This window comes from Parapedobacter sp. ISTM3 (assembly GCF_016533505.1).
In the GTDB taxonomy this organism is placed as follows: Bacteria; Bacteroidota; Bacteroidia; order Sphingobacteriales; family Sphingobacteriaceae; genus Parapedobacter; species Parapedobacter luteus.
The window spans coordinates 302,047-319,357 of sequence record NZ_JAENGN010000002.1 but is presented as its reverse complement, the minus strand read 5'-3'; the positions used below and the strand labels follow the sequence as shown (position 1 = coordinate 319,357).

General features: G+C 49.1%; 14 protein-coding genes. 2 read left to right on the top strand and 12 right to left on the bottom strand.

Features of this window, described 5'->3' with window-relative positions; translation table 11 throughout:
- Window positions 1-4: 4 nt before the first annotated feature.
- The 4 genes from JHJ32_RS04100 to fucP form a co-directional block, all read right to left on the bottom strand.
- The gene (locus JHJ32_RS04100; protein WP_200120006.1) at window positions 5-775 is read right to left on the bottom strand and encodes an SDR family NAD(P)-dependent oxidoreductase; all 771 of its coding nucleotides are present in this window, start codon (window positions 773-775) and stop codon (window positions 5-7) included.
- 66 nt (window positions 776-841) lie between these two features.
- Window positions 842-2,506: a UxaA family hydrolase gene (locus tag JHJ32_RS04095; protein WP_200120005.1), complete on the bottom strand. Its 1,665-nt coding sequence runs from the start codon at window positions 2,504-2,506 to the stop codon at window positions 842-844.
- Window positions 2,493-2,846 carry an L-rhamnose mutarotase gene (locus tag JHJ32_RS04090; RefSeq protein WP_200120003.1) on the bottom strand — a complete coding sequence of 118 codons (354 nt, stop codon included), beginning with the start codon at window positions 2,844-2,846 and terminating at the stop codon, window positions 2,493-2,495. The genes JHJ32_RS04095 and JHJ32_RS04090 overlap by 14 nt, the downstream gene beginning before the upstream one ends.
- A gap of 52 nt (window positions 2,847-2,898) precedes the next feature.
- On the bottom strand, window positions 2,899-4,167 hold the full coding sequence (gene fucP, locus JHJ32_RS04085) for an L-fucose:H+ symporter permease (RefSeq protein WP_200120001.1): 1,269 nt from the start codon (window positions 4,165-4,167) through the stop codon (window positions 2,899-2,901).
- A gap of 161 nt (window positions 4,168-4,328) precedes the next feature.
- On the opposite strand from fucP, the gene JHJ32_RS04080 reads away from it, so the two are divergent.
- A complete protein-coding gene (locus JHJ32_RS04080) occupies window positions 4,329-5,201 on the top strand; it encodes an AraC family transcriptional regulator (RefSeq protein WP_200120000.1) in 873 nt (290 codons plus the stop codon).
- A gap of 144 nt (window positions 5,202-5,345) precedes the next feature.
- Here the strand turns inward: JHJ32_RS04080 and JHJ32_RS04075 are convergent, their stop codons facing one another.
- The 6 genes from JHJ32_RS04075 to JHJ32_RS04050 form a co-directional block, all read right to left on the bottom strand.
- A complete protein-coding gene (locus JHJ32_RS04075; protein ID WP_370584470.1) occupies window positions 5,346-6,317 on the bottom strand; it encodes an NAD(P)H-quinone oxidoreductase in 972 nt (323 codons plus the stop codon).
- Window positions 6,314-9,007 carry an outer membrane beta-barrel protein gene (locus tag JHJ32_RS04070; RefSeq protein WP_079716662.1) on the bottom strand — a complete coding sequence of 898 codons (2,694 nt, stop codon included), beginning with the start codon at window positions 9,005-9,007 and terminating at the stop codon, window positions 6,314-6,316. Before JHJ32_RS04070 ends, JHJ32_RS04075 begins: the two co-directional genes overlap by 4 nt.
- Before the next feature lie 212 nt (window positions 9,008-9,219).
- Window positions 9,220-9,744 carry a ferritin gene (locus JHJ32_RS04065; RefSeq protein WP_200119999.1) on the bottom strand — a complete coding sequence of 175 codons (525 nt, stop codon included), beginning with the start codon at window positions 9,742-9,744 and terminating at the stop codon, window positions 9,220-9,222.
- A gap of 362 nt (window positions 9,745-10,106) precedes the next feature.
- Window positions 10,107-10,469, bottom strand: a complete 363-nt coding sequence (locus tag JHJ32_RS04060; RefSeq protein WP_079716664.1) for a hypothetical protein — start codon at window positions 10,467-10,469, stop codon at window positions 10,107-10,109.
- Between the two features lie 172 nt (window positions 10,470-10,641).
- On the bottom strand, window positions 10,642-11,997 hold the full coding sequence (locus JHJ32_RS04055) for an efflux RND transporter periplasmic adaptor subunit (RefSeq protein ID WP_079716665.1): 1,356 nt from the start codon (window positions 11,995-11,997) through the stop codon (window positions 10,642-10,644).
- 41 nt (window positions 11,998-12,038) lie between these two features.
- Window positions 12,039-13,391: a TolC family protein gene (locus JHJ32_RS04050; protein WP_200119998.1), complete on the bottom strand. Its 1,353-nt coding sequence runs from the start codon at window positions 13,389-13,391 to the stop codon at window positions 12,039-12,041.
- Window positions 13,392-13,497: 106 nt separating this feature from the next.
- Here JHJ32_RS04050 and JHJ32_RS04045 point away from each other — a divergent pair, with 106 nt between their 5' ends.
- On the top strand, window positions 13,498-14,106 hold the full coding sequence (locus tag JHJ32_RS04045; RefSeq protein WP_200119997.1) for a polysaccharide deacetylase family protein: 609 nt from the start codon (window positions 13,498-13,500) through the stop codon (window positions 14,104-14,106).
- Window positions 14,107-14,121: 15 nt separating this feature from the next.
- Here JHJ32_RS04045 and JHJ32_RS04040 read toward each other — a convergent pair whose 3' ends face one another.
- Both JHJ32_RS04040 and JHJ32_RS04035 read right to left on the bottom strand, forming a co-directional pair.
- Complete coding sequence (locus JHJ32_RS04040) at window positions 14,122-14,901, bottom strand: DUF4249 domain-containing protein (protein ID WP_200119996.1); 780 nt, start codon at window positions 14,899-14,901, stop codon at window positions 14,122-14,124.
- Between the two features lie 3 nt (window positions 14,902-14,904).
- Window positions 14,905-17,244: a TonB-dependent receptor gene (locus JHJ32_RS04035; protein ID WP_200119994.1), complete on the bottom strand. Its 2,340-nt coding sequence runs from the start codon at window positions 17,242-17,244 to the stop codon at window positions 14,905-14,907.
- Window positions 17,245-17,311 lie beyond the last annotated feature (67 nt).

The following is a 17,311-nucleotide window of genomic DNA, read 5'->3' as shown; positions in this document are numbered from 1 at the left end:
AAAATTAATTATTCAACTTTACAAACCCTCCGTCTATCGGATAGTCATTTCCCGTGATAAAGCCCGCTTCATCCGAACATAGGTACAACGCCAACGACGCGATTTCCTCCGGTTGTGCCATACGGCCGATGGGCTGGCTTTTGGAAAGTGTTTCAAACATTTCAGCCTCTTTGCCCGGATAGTTTTTCGCGATGAACCCATCCACGAAAGGGGTGTGCACGCGCGCAGGTGAGATGCTGTTACAGCGTATCCCGTATGGCAGGTAATCACGCGCAACCGACAAGGTCATCGCTTGGACGGCCCCTTTGCTGGTAGAATAAGCAAAGCGATCGGTAATCCCGACAATAGCAGCGATGGAAGCCATATTTAAAATCACTCCTCGTCCTTGCTTTTTCATCAGGGGTACAACGGCATACAGGACGTTATATGCCCCTTTCACATTCACCGCATAAATCCGGTCAAAATCCGCCTCCGTGGTGTGCTCCAGATCACCCACATGAGCTATCCCCGCATTGTTCACCAAAATATCCGCAGTGCCGATTCCCCTGACCACGTCACATACCATTTCCTGCTTACTTACGTCACAGGAATGCACACTCGCCTGCCCACCAAAGGCACCGATCGCTTCCACCAATGTGCCAGCAACAGCCGTATTCAATTCCAAGATGTGAACAGCAGCCCCCTCTTGGGCAAAACGTAAACTGATAGCCCGTCCTATCCCACTGCCTCCCCCCGTGATAATCGCTGTTTTTCCAGCTAATTTTTTATTTGACATATTCATTTACTATTAGCTAACAAAAAAAAATGCACGCCATCGTTTACAGCCTAAACAGCCTACCGCTTACAACGATACCCCCCTGCGCCAAGGAATGAAATCATCCTGGCCCAGTTGCACCGCTTTGGGCTGCACGTTGCCACTTGCCACCTCGATAACAAAACGCAATATACGATGCGCCACCTGTTCAATCGTTTCCGTCCCTTCGATGATAGTGCCACAGTTGATATCGATAATATCCGGCATACGCTCGAACAACTTGGTGTTGGTCGCCAGCTTGATGACCGGCGCTATTGGGTTTCCGGTAGGCGTTCCTAAGCCGGTGGTAAACAGTACGACGTTGGCTCCGGCAGCGACTTCCGCTGTCGTACTTTCGACATCGTTTCCAGGTGTACAGAGCAGGTTTAATCCCGGCTTGTTCGCCACACCCGGATAGTCCACTACCGCTGTCACCGGCGAGGTCCCTCCCTTTTTTGCCGCCCCTGCCGATTTGATGGCATCGGTAATCAATCCATCACGGATATTACCAGGAGACGGGTTGGCGTAAAATCCCGATCCGTCCGCCTCTGCCTTGGCATGGTACGTTTTCATCAGTTCCATAAACCGCAGCGCTGTAGGTTCATCGACACAGCGGTCGCTCAATTCCTGCTCCACACCACATAATTCAGGAAACTCAGACAGGATCACGGAGCCGCCCATCGCTACCAGCATGTCGGAGACGTAGCCCAGTGCCGGATTCGCCGAAATGCCCGAGAAACCATCCGAACCGCCACATTCCAAACCGATGCATAGCTTGCTTAACGGGGCGGGGCGCCGGCGCTGCTCGTTGGCGTTCATCAATCCGGCAAAGGTATGCTTCAAGGCCTGCTGGATTAAATTGGTCTCCGTGCCCAGCAGTTGTTGTTCAAAAATATACAGCGGTCTATCAAAATGAGGGTCACGCCTGGCAATCTCCTCGCGCAAAATCGACGCTTGGGCATGTTGGCACCCCAGGCTCAACACCGTGGCACCGGCGACATTCGGGTGCGTGATATACCCCGCAAGCAACCCGCAAAGGGCATCCGAATCAATCCGCGTGCCTCCGCATCCCATTTCATGATTAAGGAACTTAACACCATCTACGTGCTCAAACAGCCGCTTTCCATCCCCTTGCGTCTTACCCATAGCGATATCGGCGTTTAAAACATCCTCCACCGTCGCGCCAGCGCGATACAATTGAATCAGTTGGTCGACTTCTGGCTCATAGTCCCGTGACCGCTTACTATATCCCAATTTTTCCTCCAAGGCACGTTTCATCACCAACACATTACGGTTTTCGCAGAATACCAAGGGAATGACCAACCAGTAATTTGCGGTACCTACCGTGCCGTTTGAGCGGTGATACCCCATGAAAATCTGGTTTTCGAATCCCGACACGTCGGGCTGTTGCCAATCCAACTTGCGTTCCCGCAGTTCAAAAGGACTCGCGGCGTGATGGATATTTTCCGTCGTGACGGTTTCGCCTTGCGGTAGTGCACGCACGGTTTTCCCTACCAGCACGCCGTACATCCGTATCTCACCCCCTTCGTCCAATGGCTCAAGCGTAAATTTATGCTTAGCCTTTACGCCACTAACCACGGAAAACCGTTTGCCATCAAACACGACTTCAGTACCGGGAGCAAGATCCTGCAAGGCTACAAGCACATTATCCGCCGGATGTATCTGTAAAAAAAGCTGCTTATCTGTTTTCATGTTCATTAACGCTAAGATCGAAAATTTTATCCATTACGACCCACTTTTCTCCCGGTTTCGCTCCCGGTATTGCTTTTTGGTACTTCCAGGTAAGCTGTTCCCAAGCTTGTACAAGTGGATTTGCAGCATCCGCCGCGGCCTTATCTTCAAACGAAAAATCGTCTTCTGTTTCAATAATCATGAACATCCGGTTGGCAAACCGGTAGATCGACATCCGGAGTATACCCGAGTCTGTAATCGACTGTTTAATTTCCGGAGCCACATTCCGGTGCAGTTGCTCATATTCGGCAATCAGTTGAGCCTCATCCTTCAAGTCCAATGCCAGTGCATAACGTTTCATATACTATTTATTTTAACGTTTTACGGCCCAATGGAGCCGTTGATGATATCGCTTATCCATGTGCAGGAATCACTTGCTGCACACGCTTATTATTCACATTCCGCAGGGCAAACAACAACACAACAACAAAGCATACGGCGGGCACGAGGTAAGCGGTCTGCATGGTGAACCGATCAGACACGCTTCCCATAACCAGCGGAATGATGGCTCCGCCCACGATGGCCATGATAAGCACGGAGGAGCCTTGTTTGGTATGCTTGCCCAGACCGCTGATAGCCAGCGAAAATACAGTCGGGAACATGATGGACATTAAAAACGTAACGCCTACCATCGCATAGACGGCAAACAGGCCATCGACCCAAACCGACAGTACCGTAAACAACACACTAAGTAATGCAAAACCAGCCAGCAGTTTAGCTGGAGCGATAAAACGCATCAGGAAGGTCCCCACGAAACGTCCAACCATAAACCCCAGCAGGGCAATCGCCAGCAAATTGGCCGCCGTCTTCTCCTGCACGCCGGCCACCTGATTGGAAAAGCGGATAAAAAAGCTGACGACACCGACTTGTGCCCCCACATAAAAAAATAGGGCGGTCACGCCAAACACGAAATTACCGTTTGACCAAAGGGATCGCCCTTTAATGCCGCCGTCCGGTATGTCGGACGCTTCTTCGTCGATTTCGGGGAGTGGCGTCCGCACAACCAATAGCGCAACCAGCAGCACCACGGTACCGATAACCATGTAGGGCACGATTACGGCGTCGGCCTCCGCCTGCAAATAGGCCTCCAACTCGTTCGCCGCCATCGTCGCCTGTTCTTCCACATCAAGTGTCTTCCCCGAAAGGATATACCTCCCCCCGATGAAGGGCGCCAGCGTAGCAGCCAACCCGTTGAATGACTGCGCAAAATTGAGCCGTTGAGTAGCTGTCTGCGGACTGCCTAAGACACTTATATACGGGTTAGCGGCTGTCTCCAAAAAAGTAAGCCCGCTGGCGATAACAAAGAGCGCCAGCTGAAACAGGCCGTATGCGCGCGTGTTGGCGGCCGGAAGAAACAGCAATGCGCCGACAGCGAACACAACCAACCCCAATACGATACCCTGTTTATAGCCAAACCGCTTCATGAAATAACCAGCCGGCAACGCGACGGCAAAATAAGCAATAAAAAACGCAGAATCCACGAAGGCGGACTGAAAATCAGACAATTGGCAAGCCTTTTTAAGATGAGGGATCAATATCGGATTTAGATTATGCGCAAACCCCCATAAGAAAAACAGCGAGGTTATCAAAATTACCGGTATCAAGGTATGTCGTTTCGTCATCGTGCCCATTCGTATTGGTTAGTGTCCAAAGACCAAGCAAAGAAAGCAAAGAAAGCAAAGAAAAGCTGCCAACATCTTAGCGATGTATTCAGTTATATTAGCGCCTTTTTCGTATAATTGTTATTTATTATGTTTTTTTGGCTGACCAATCGGGCAATAGCATGAAACCTCAGTTACTAAAAGTAAGCACAGGGCCAGCGCACTCCTTTAGCGCGCGTCGTGATACGGTGCCCTACGTCAATAACCGCTGGCACTATCACCGGGAGATAGAACTTATCCATTTTGAAAAAGGACGGGGCACGCAGTTCGTTGGCGATAGCATCCGCAATTTTGCGTCGGGCGACGTCGTATTAATTGGTTCCAACCTGCCGCATTACTGGAGCTTCGACAGCAACTATTTTGACCCATCCAGCCGCGAGGAAGCCGATATCCGTGTCGTGCATTTCAATGATGATTTTTGGGGAACTGATTTTCTTGATTTACCCGAAAATACCGGCATCAAACAGTTGCTCCAAACAGGCAAACAAGGAATAGCAGTTAGCGGCCCAGCCCGTCAATGCGTGCAACGGCTTTTGGCAGATCTACTCGGCTCTGAAGGCCCAAAGCGTATTTTACTACTCATGGAAGCCCTTACCGCAATTGCTTATTCCAAAGATATCCAACTGCTTTCATCCGTTGGGTTTAACCCCCATTTTCAGCGAGGTGAAAAAGACCGCATAAACAATATTTATGATTTTGCCCTCAAACATTTCAAACAACGGATTCCACTGCACGAAGTGGCTGAAGTAGCCGGCATGAGCAGCAATGCGTTTTGCCGCTATTTCAAGTCGCGTACCGGAAAAACCTTTTCGCAGTTTCTCATCGAGATACGTGTAGGGCATGCCTGCAAGCTGCTCATTGAAAACAACATGAATGTCAAGCAAATCTGCTATGAAAGCGGGTTTCATAACTTTGCCGGATTCCACAAGTACTTCAAACAGATTACAGGAAAAAGCCCTTTGAATTATCAAAGGGCTTACCTAACGAAACCTTAGTTACGAACATGTACTTACCGGTGTCCTTCCAAACTCAATGAAAACGGAAAATCTTCTGGCTTGGTCCCACTATCGGTATTGGGTTCAGGGCCCATGTCAAAATGGAGCACCGCTCCCTGGATGAGTTCGCTGTGTCTAAGATATTTAGCACTCCAACACCAGCTTTCCCATAAAATTACCGGATTCCATCAATTTATGCGCGTCGGATGCTGCGGACAACGGAAATACGCGGTGAACAATTGGTTTAAACAGTCCCCGCGCGACCAGTGGCCATACCTGGTGCTCCACGGCCTCGCACAATGCCGCTTTAAAGGCGCCATCTCTACCCCGCAGCGTGCTCCCCGTGATGGAAAGCCTACGTTGCATCAAAGCCATGACATTCAACTGCACCAATTTGCCTGCTACCGCGTTGATGAATACGAGCCTGCCCTCCTCCGCCAGCAACGATAGGTGCCGCTCAAAATAAGGCGCGCCTATGCTGTCCAAAATGACGTCGATCTGTTTTCCGGCAAGTTCTTCAGCAAAATCACGCTCGTTGTAATTGATACAGGCCACAGCCCCCAGCCGCTCACAGAAGTCGCATTTCTCACGGGTTCCTGCCGTGGCATACACCTGCGCACCGAAGCGTTGGGCCAATTGGATAGCCGTTGTGCCGATGCCTCCACTGCCGCCATGCACCAGCAATGTCTCGCCCGGCTGCAAATTTCCCCGCTGGAAGACATTGTGCCAAACCGTCAGTACGGTCTCCGGCAAACAGGCGGCCTCCAAAAAATCAAGGTTAGCCGGCATGGGCAGACAGTGGCTCGCGTCTACCGCCGCAAACTCGGCGTACCCCCCACCCCCCAATAACGCACACACCTGATCTCCCGGCGCCCATCGCACCACATCAGTGCCGCACGCCTCCACAGTGCCTGCCACTTCCAAGCCCGGAATATCCTGTACGACTCCGTGCGGAGCCGGATAATTACCTTTCCGCTGAAAAATATCCGGGCGATTAATACCAGCGGCCCGCACCCGGATAAGCAGCTCATTCGGACGAATTGCCGGCAGCGGACGTTGTTCGACGGAAAGCCCATCGGCGTCGCCATAAGTGGTAATGGTTACTGCTCGCATCATGATTTTTTAGAAGGATATTTTTGCAAACGAATATTAAGTGATAACATAAAATACCTGGCCAGCCGATTATTGCGTACATCGAGGATGTCAGTACCCAAAACTTCACGCGTAACCCCGGTGTTCTGGTTAAACAAATCAAATCCCTGGATACGGAGCAGCGCCATTTTATTCTGCAAAAACGTACACTCGATGTACGCATTTAATAACGTGGGGTTTGCATTGACGAAACTGCTGTAGCCCGTATTGAGTCGATGAGAAAGGTCAAAGCCAAAAGCCCAGTTATCGGAGAGGTAGCCTTTACCGGCCAACCCGAACAATACCGAATTGGCATTGATACCGTCCCGGTTGTCCCAATTGCTTAACGAATAGCGTGTACGGTTAAACGTGTAGCTGCTGTTAAATTCTGTCTCAATGACGTCTTCCAACGTATAGCGCAGTTGTAGCGCCTGCGAATAAATAAAATTCCGACCGAAATTCTTCCTGTCATTGATGTACGAAATATTGTTTACGTAATCCGTGGTGCCATTGATATTCAGCTGCAAATCGTCGTTGAACACCGGCGTGCTAAACATGTAGTAGCCCCGCGCATCAAAATACCCGGAAGCATTGCGGAAGCTCGTTTCCTGTACGGTACTGCTGGGGTTCGACCGATTGGTCACAATTTTATTCTGGATTTGATTGAGCGCGAGCTGCGCTTCGAAAAATTGGTTTTTCCCCATTTTCGTTTGCCGGAAACGGGTAGTAATCCGGTTGATAAACTCCGCCTTCAATTCCGCGTTGCCAATAATGATATTCTGCGAATTGGTCAGATCCCGGATGGGCTGTATTTGGGAAAAATTAGGCTGATTGTTCGTACCTAAATATTCGATGGACCATTCGGTCTCGTCATTGATGCGAAACCGGAAACCGGCGCTGGGAATCAGGTTGACGTTGCGATGCTGCGTCGTTGTGTCAACATCAAGTGTGTGCCCCTTTAAAAGCAGCGGTTGTACGCCAAATCCCAACGTGTATCTGAACCGCTTGCTTTGCTCCATTTGGTAAATCAACCCTACGCGGTTACTTTCAAAAAAGTAAGCATAATCCAGGCTCAGCGAATCTACAAACATTTCCCTGCTCGTATCCCAGACACTGCGACGGCTGTCAATGGCTGTATAGTTGTATTCATAGCTGACCTCTAAGATACTTTTATCGTCGATAGGCTCAATGTATGCGGCTTTCAAGCGGCCCACGCGGTTTTGGTTGTCGCTTTCCACCTGCTGCGAAAATGCATAGGCCCCATCGTCAATGGGTTGCCCCGTAATTGCATTCATGCTTTCAAAAACATCGTTGATGTCTTCCAATTTATCCCTGGCAGCATACTTACCCTGCATATTCAGTACAAATTTACGTCCCGGCTTGTGAAAGCTCCTTGAATACAAGACATCCATATCGAAGTTGGGCGATGACATTTCTTCGCCTGATCGATAGACACGTTCGCTTACAATCCGCTGGTTTTTAATCGTATCGTTGCTGTGATGCAGGGCATTGACCGTACTATACGAAATGTTTGGACTTACTTTCAGGTAATTGTGATCATCCAACTGCGCTTCTATATCCCAAGCCATTAGATGATTAATGTTGTCGGTATTGACCTCTCTGGCCTCTTGATTAACGATCGTATAAAAATCAAAAACACTCTGCAGCACCGAATTGCTTATGGTCCTGTTCTTTCTGTTCGTAAACGTATACTTCCCATATATACTTACCTTTTCCGAAATATCGTCCGAATAGCTGACCCCCGCTGAGTTGGTGGTATTCACCCCATCCACCGGATCCATCATCCCGGTTAAGTCCGCGCCGCCCCGTTCTCTGCCGCCCGCACCGCTTGGCGCGCCGTAACTGAATAGGCTTGTGTTGGTGTTATTAAACGACCCAATCAGGGAAAATTCCTGCCCATCGTTGTAATTATTTACGCCCATGCTGCCAATATACCGGTTTTCGGTGCCACCACCACCCGTCACCTGGCCAAAAAGCACACGCTTCTTATCTTCTTTTAGGACGATATTAAGTATTTTCTCCGGTTCCGTATCCTTTATGCCTGTGCTATTGGCCATGTCGCCATAGTAATCGATGACCTGTATAGACTGGATAAATTCAGCCGGAAGGTTACGTGTGGCAGTCAACACTTCGCCACCGAAAAAATTCTTGCTATCGACCTGCACCCGGCTAATCTGCTTCCCATGAGCAATCACCGAACCGTCCCGTCGTACCTGTATATTGGGCAGTAGTTTGAGTGCTTCTTCCAGCAGCGAGTTCTCGCGTACCTTGTAGGCATCCATATTATATTGCACCGTGTCCTCCTTAATAACGATGGGTTGCACCCGGTTAATGACGACTTCTTTAAGCAACGTTTGCTGTGGCGGCAGAACCATTGGGAGCAATTGCATGGCCGATCCGGGGAAGGTAGCCGGGTAGGATCGCTCCACAATTTTATAACCAATCATACTAAAGGTAAGCCGGAATTCCGGCCCGATGATATCCGAAAACCTAAAGGTTCCATCATTACTGGTAACTGTCAATAAGGTATCCAGTATGGACGTAAGACGCACATTTACACCTGCCAGGGCAGTACCCGCCGTGTCGATTACAATGCCGCTTATCTCTTTGCGCTGATGCTGGCTAAAGGCCTGCAACGATACAAAAAGAAACACAAAAACGAGGAGCCTATGTATAGCTATCGATGGCAACTTTTCGTCAGGATATGATGAGTTGGTTTGGAATGTCTTCTAATATTTTGAAATCCGAATCCGCTCCTTATTTAAATTAACAACGAAAGATAGTACTTAATCCGTATGTGTGCAAAAAAAATCGGGCTGCCTTTCAAAAAAGACAGCCCGACGATACCGGCGATCCGGCAGAATAACTACCCTTCATAGCTCACCTTCGGCACATGCTTGTCAATTTCCCAGCGTCCTGTTCCGTCTTCGCCAATCACGTCAAACATTTCCAGAATACGCCGTGCAACGTATTCCTCTTCAATTTGCTCCTCGAGAAACCATTGGATAAACTGAAAAGTCACAAAATCCTTCAACTTGATGCATTTGTCAGCTATGTTGTTGAATTGTTCGGTCACATACATCTCCTGCTCCAGCATTTGCTCAAAAACGCCACGGAAGGACTCAAAGTCAGCGGGAATGTTTACGATTTCCGGGGAAATCGCCTTTCCGCCCCTGTCGTTCACATAGTTGAAAAGCTTCATCATGTGTTTCCGCTCTTCCTCCGACTGCTTCGAAAAAAAATCGGCACTGTAATCGTACCCTTGGTCATCGCACCAGGAAGACATTGCCAGATAGACGGACGAAGAATGTGCCTCCACCTTAATCTGTGCGTTCAGTATGTTTTCTATCTCTTCGTTCAACGAAGTTTTCAATCGCAATAAATCTTTCATATGCTTATATTTTTCCTGATGGACAATACCATCAGCCGTTCTTTATTTGTTACTACAAAAATACACAAACAAAGTACCAAAACGCTCAAAATAAAAACAATACAAATTCAGTCTAAATTATTGACGACGGGTCGTGAATCAAGCTAAGGCACCTTTGGATGCGCACAAGCAACCGGGGATTAGCGGAGCGAGTCTTCCCGTTGCGTTGCGTATCCAACGTGCCGCCGCATCTCCGCGATGCTTCTCCTTACCTGAGGCATCTTTGGATGCGCACAAGCAACCTAGGGGGATGAGCGGAGCGAGTCTTCCCGTTGCGTTGCGTATCCAACGTGCCGCCGCAACCGCTCGAATCGGTACCGAAGTCAGGCTACCCGGCTGGGCGTTCCTTTCATGCAAGCCTGCACCATGCTGTTCAACGTGATCATAAACTTCGCCCCATCCAAAAGCTCACGGAGGTTAAGCACATCGTTGATCGTCAAAACAAAACAACGAGGCGTACGAAAGGGCATCACGATAGTAAAATCTGCCGTACGCGACGAATCAATGATCATTGCAGAAATGTCGATTGCATCAATCTTCTTTTTGAAGTCCAAGAAGTCGCCGACCTTGAATGCCGTAGTACTTCCGGCAAACTCCAACCAGTAACAATTTTGCCTGCTGCACTGATATACAGCGCCATGAGCAGTTTTATAGACTTCTTCGAAATTAGCTAAAGGACAGATCATTTATCCAACCACTGTATGATTCGGAGGCGAATATACAGATTATTTATAATCAGTCCAACTTGAATTTATTTTATATAAGCTTCGGCTACACGCATTAAGCTATTAGGCTGTAGGCGTTCGGCCTGCTGCCTATCGGCTTACAGCCCATCACCTGTTGCCTGTCGCTTGCAGCCTATAGCAAACTATTCCGGTCGACCTTTTCCACCTTACTGCCGTCCCTCAAAATCTTGCTGATAGCGTTGAATGGGCGGGACACAACCTCGTCTCCTTCGTTGAGTCCAGAAAGAATGCGTATATACATGTCATCCTGGATTCCGGTGGTTACTTCCACCTGTTTCACGGTGCCATTGTTGTAGACAAATACATATTCTTTCATTTTTGGTGCCCCTGTCGCAGCAGTGTGCGGCGAGTCGGCGGTTGGGGTATTGGCGGCTGTTGTATCGCGACCACTTGCTTCACGGGTGGTGACGGCCTGTATGGGCACAGCCAATCCGGTGTCTTGCTTGGTATGGATATCCACTGTAGCCGACAGGCCGGGACGGAAAGGCGAGGGGTTCGGCTGGTCTTTTTTCAATAAATCCTCATAGGATTCAGACAGTATCCGCACTTTCACATTGAAATTGGTGACCTGGTCGGTCCCCGCCGTCGTGGTCGTGGTCGTGGCTGCCGTGGTAGAGGAACTGGCTATTTCGGTGACAACGCCCCGAAATTCCCGGCCTTGAAATGCATCTACCTCGATGGTCGCTTCGTTGTTTAGCGCTACCCGCGTGATATCGTTCTCGTTGACTTCCACGACCACTTCCATTGAGCTCATATTGGCAATACGCATGATTTCGGTACCAGCCATCTGAGCCGTTCCAACCACACGTTCGCCCAATTCCGCTTGCAATAACGATACGACACCGTCCACCGGCGCATAGATGGTCGTACGCGCAAGATTGTCACCGGCTTCATTTACCGATGCCTGCGATTGGTCTATACCGTATCTCGCGGCGAGGACACTCTGCCGTTGAGCCTCCAGGCTTGCCAGCGCACTTTCATAGTCTGCCCGGGCTTTATCAAACTCTGCGGCTGATACCACCTTCCTTTCAAACAATTCCTTATTTCGGTTGAATGTAGCCTCGATATTGACAAAGTTGGCCTCCTGTTGCTTCAATTGCTGTTCGGACACGGCCAGACTGGCCCGCTGGGCATTGAGCGATGCCACCGCCCGATCGTACCCCGATTGCAGGATATCGGGCCGTATACGGCAGAGCACCTGCCCTTTGGTTACCACGTCACCTTCCTTAACGTTAAGCTCTACAATTTCACCGGAAACTTCAGAGCTAAGCTTTACCTCCACTTCAGGATGGATTTTCCCACTGGCAGACACTTGTTCGTTTACCGTCCGCTTCTCCGCCTTCTCCGTCGCCACTTTAATAACGTCACCCTGGCCAATCCAGCCCATTTTATTAGCGATGATGACCAGCACCAGCAGGATTACTGCACCAATCACTACATATTTAAGTGTGTTTTTTTTCTTTGCCATAGTCTATCTATATCTATTATCTATGATTTGCTATTAATTGTTTAGTCTTCGAAATCAATTTCATTGCCCAGGTAGAAATCAATCACCTTGCTGCGGAATAACAGGTCGTACCGTGCCTGGATATGATCAAACTCAGCCCTGTTCATCGTGGTCTGCGCAGTAAATAGTTCCACGGAATTGGCCAAACCGACTTCATAACGCTGGTTGATCACTTCAAACGCGTCTTTAGCGGACGTGAAAGCGGCTTCCGTAGAATGATATCGCTGTTCTGCCGAACGTAGGTCGAGCACAGCCTGATTAATGATCTTATTTAAGTTGTTTTTAGCGAGTTGCTCACTTGCCAACGCATTTTCATACCCTATTTTAGCCTTGGCCAAGGTAATCCGGGTGCGCAGGTTATTGAAAATCGGAATGCTCAATGTAAGGCCTAATGACTCACTCCTGTTGTTTCGCAACTGCTCACCAAAAGGGCCGAAAAAATCCACGGCCTGCGACGAAAAGTTGGTACCAATCCCGCCATTGAGCGACAACGTCGGATACAAGGCACCTCGTGCGATGCTAATATTCTGTTTTGCGACCTGCGACAGCATCTGCGCCTGCCTGATATCCGGGAAAGTGGATACAGCTTGCCGATAGACTTCGTTGGCCAGGTAATTGCTCTCAACGGCATTGACATCAGGCAACGCGGGATTTTCAAGCGTAATCTCCACGGAAGGATCCATTTCCATCAGTTGTTTTAGGTTGAGCATTGAAAGTTCGAACGCATTTTGCGCGGTTGTCACATTCAACTCATCCGTAGCCACCTGGTTTTTCGCTTGTGAAAGGTCGGCGAGTGTATTGTTACCCACTTCATAATTTGCCTCAGCGGCTTCCAATTGCCGTTGCGACAGGGACAGCTGTTGTTGACTAGCCTCCAGCAGTCCCTGGTTGGTCAACGCTTCCAGATAAGTCGTTACAACAGAAAGCACCAAATCGTTCCTAACCCGGTCTACATTACTTTCATCAGCCATCAATTGGTATCGGTTGGCCCGTATCTGGTTTAATCGTTGAAAACCGGTAAATAAATCGGCATTCGAATTGACCCGCCCGCCGGCTGAGCTGACTGACTGCGTCACCAACCTACCGGCAGTCTGGTCGAATGTCAACCCCCAATTGAACCCACCGTTTATTCCGGCGTTGAGGGTCGGGTATAGGTTCATTCTGGCTTGCCGGAGATCTTGTTCAGACAGCGCCTGTTGAAACTGCGCCTGCCGCACTTGCAGGTTTCTTTCCAATGCTTGGGAAATCGCCGTTCTAACGGATACTTCCTGTTGCGCCGCCCCCTCCAGCGAGGCCAGCAGCATCATACATAAACAAGCGACGGAATACGTTAGGTGTAAAAACTTCTTCTTCATCAAAATATATTAGTAGTACCTGGCCATGACGTACTCATAGCCCTTTTTTCAATTGAATGCGCATTAAGTCTCCGAATCTGGTCAATATTTATTTCTTTTGTAGCCTATGTACACAGTCAGCGCTCCCCTTGTCTTGCAGTGGTTTTATCCCTCGCTTACCTGGCATCGCGGCCGTGTTGAAAAACGTATTTTTCTCACCTTTGACGACGGCCCGATACCGGATGTTACACCGGGCATCATAAATACCTTGAAAAATTACGGCGTCAAGGCTACGTTCTTCTGCGTGGGCGAAAATATTAAAAAACATCCTGATTTATTCGACACCCTGCTGGAAAATGGCCATCGTATTGGTAATCATACCTACAACCACCTCAACGGATGGAAGACGAAAGACGAAATATACCTTGAAAATGTGTTGCAATGCCAGCAATTGACGCAGACAAATCTTTTCAGGCCGCCCTACGGGCGAAGTACGCGTGCACAATATGCGACATTGCGCAAAGACTACGAAATCATCATGTGGGATGTTCTTAGCGGTGATTTTGACACCAAGCTTGCTCCTGAAAAATGCCTGCGGAATGTCATCAATCACGCTCGCAACGGCTCCATCGTGGTTTTTCACGACAACATAAAGGCTGTCCCGCGTGTGTCCTATGCGTTGCCGCGTGCCATCGAATATTGGCTGGGGCAAGGATATACTTTTGGCGTTTTGTAACAATGTGCCGCCTTTCTACTGCACCACGGTTGAAATTTCAGACACCGCACAGGCGCTGAAATAGCCGAGAGCCCCTTCGCCGAATACAGAAGGCGGGTTGGCCGGAGCGGCCGTACCGGGATTGGTCGTTTGTACAGCGTTCCAAAAATCAAATGTCGCCTTGTCGATACACTGCATCTGGACGGTCACCAAGTCCCCGGCGACCAATTTAAGGTCAAAATCGATAAGGTCTTCACTGACGTATCTTCCGTCGTTAAATTTATCTTGGGCGACATGCACCATTTCGAAAGGGGCGCCATTGACACTCCACAAGTAACGGTAATAATTGGGGATGTAAGGTGGATCTTGGAATTTAAGCGTGATTAGTTTCTCCTCCTCGCCGAATATGTTTCGCAGGGCCGTTCCGATGGAATCTGCGACGACCAAGGTCGGCATCGTCGATACCGCCGTAAATACCTCCCCCCCTAACTGGACACGCAGCTCATATCGTTCGTTTTCTCTTCCGCGAAAATTGTTAGCGATATAAATACCGGGGGTTTGTTCAATGAAATGAAAAACCCCGCCGCTTCCACTCGACACGTGTACATCTGCACCAGACACAGGGTCAAAAGGACGATCCCTGTCAAACGCCACCGTACGGCTGATGGTCACCTGCTGGCGATTCGTCCGGTTGTTGACTTCCCCGACGATAACCAATTGTGGATGAGCATCATTGAGGTTGATATCAATCACATCTTCGCAACTCCACGACAAGCTAAGAAACAAGACAATCGAAATAATACGGTACCTGTGCATTGTTTAAAATTTAAAATTCCATGTGACCGATGGGATGATGCCAAACAAGGCTATCCGATACGCTTCTGTAATGTTCGGATTGTGCTCATTTTCCCGGAAGTCGATAATATACGCGTTTTTACGATTATAAGCGTTGTAAATACCGAAGGTCCAACTCGATTTGAAACGCTTACTCACGTTTGACTCCCATGTCGCACCCAAATCCAGCCGATGGTAATCGGGCATCCGGTATCCATTCCGTTCCGTGTAGTACCAAAGTGTACGGCCATCCACGCTGTATTTGCCGCTCGGAAAAGTCACCGCATTGCCCGTGCTGTATACAAATGTGGCTGAGATATTCCACGCAGGTGATAACTGGTACATGGCCACTGCGGATACATCATGCGTACGGTCTTGCCGCGCAGCAAACCAGTTGCCTTGATTAATATCATCAAAACGCCGCTCGCTCCGCGAAAGCGTATAGCTTAGCCAGCCATTGAGTTGGCCTTCCCGTTTTTTCAGCAACAATTCTGCACCGTAGGCCCTGCCGATACCGTAAAGCAGTTCCGCCTCGATATGTTCATTGGCCTGCAAATCAGCCGCATTTCGGTAGTCTATCTGATTTTGCATTCGTTTATAATACGATTCTACCGAAAATTCATAGCGGTCATCCGAAAAATTTTGGTAATACCCAATTGCCGCTTGATCGGCCATCTGTGGCTTGATGTTGTTGCTGCTCATCACCCATGCATCCGTCGGCAGGCTGGACGTTGAATTCGTTAGCTGGTGTAGGTGCTGGACATTGCGGTTGTACGATAGCTTCACGCTGTTGTTGCGATGCAATTGATAGCTCATCGATAGCCTCGGTTCCAGATTGAAATAATATTGTACGACATCGCCGCGTTCATACCGCCGACCATCCAACACATCGCCATCAGCATCATATCCGTAAAACATACCTGGCCCCAATAGCAGGAAGTTATTGGCTCGTAGTCCATAGACAACGCTCAGCCGATCCGTGGGTTTCCATTCATGCGAAAGGTATCCTGCAAGCTCCATTCCCTTCCGGCTGTCAAGCCGGAGGCTGTTGACCGACGAATTTGCACCGGCATCGATATTCGCCGGGGAAATTTCCTGTCTGAGTAAATTGACGCCGAAACGCCACGTGCTCCTGTTGGACTGAAAAAACTGAAAGTCCTGCTTGACATTATAATTCAGGATACGGGAAGCTATTGCGAAATTGAGGTCATTGTTGTCAATATTGACATGGTAGTTGAAGTTGCTGTATATAAAAGACGTATTGGAAAACAAACGGCTATTCAACACATGGTTCCAGCGCAATGTAGCGGTCGCATTCCCCCACCCGAAGCCAAAGAGACTGGCGTATCCCATGACATCCCGGCCGAAATAACCCGAAATGAAAAGGGTGTTTCGATCGTTTATCCGGTAATTGGCCTTGGCATTTAAATCATAGAAATACAAGCGGCTATTGTTGATGCTTTCGTCATCCGCAAACTTCAGAAAGAGGTCGGCATAAGTCCTGCGCCCACTGAGCATAAACGATCCGCGGCCGCCGGCTATCGGCCCATCCATCTTCAATCTCGACGCGATGAGCCCTATCCCCCCTTCCATCCCAACGCGCCTTTTGTTGCCATCGAGCATGGAAATATCAAGCACCGACGCCAAACGCCCGCCGTACTGGGCAGGCATCCCGCCTTTATAGAGGTTTACATCTTTGACAGCGTCGGAATTAAACGTTGAGAAAAAACCAAAAAGGTGCGATGCATTATACACCATAGCTTCGTCCAGCAGGATCAAATTTTGGTCGCCCGCCCCGCCCCGCACGAAGAAGTTACTGCTGCCTTCACCTCCAGCCAGTACGCCGGGCAATAGTTGAATCGTTTTTAAAACATCTTTTTCGCCCATCAACACCGGCACGTGCTTAATCTCATTGACATCCACGCGAGCCACCCCCATTTGCGGGCTCCGCACCTGCTCATTGATTGCCGGCTGGCTTACCACCACTTCGTCCAGCAGTTCACCTCTTGACAAATCGATGTCTACACGCTTATCCTCGCTCAGGCTGACGGTCGTTTCATGCGACTCATACCCGACATGCGAGACAACGAGTACGTGAGGTCCTCCAACAAGGGTAAGCGAATAAAAGCCGTAATGATTTGTACGGGTGCCAATGGCCGGCTCCGCCTTTAGCCGTAAGCTAGCCCCTACCAGCGTTTCGCCTGTATGTGCATCACGGATGTAGCCGCTGATTGTATAGGTTGGTTGGCCCCATGTACTGGATGAGAGGCCAATCAAAACAACCGACAGAAAAAAATGGAGCTTACCAAGTAACTCAACAGACATGTCTTATACGAATCAAATTAAACTCCATTTCGGCTTACAATATTACCTATTTTTGCCTAATTAATTG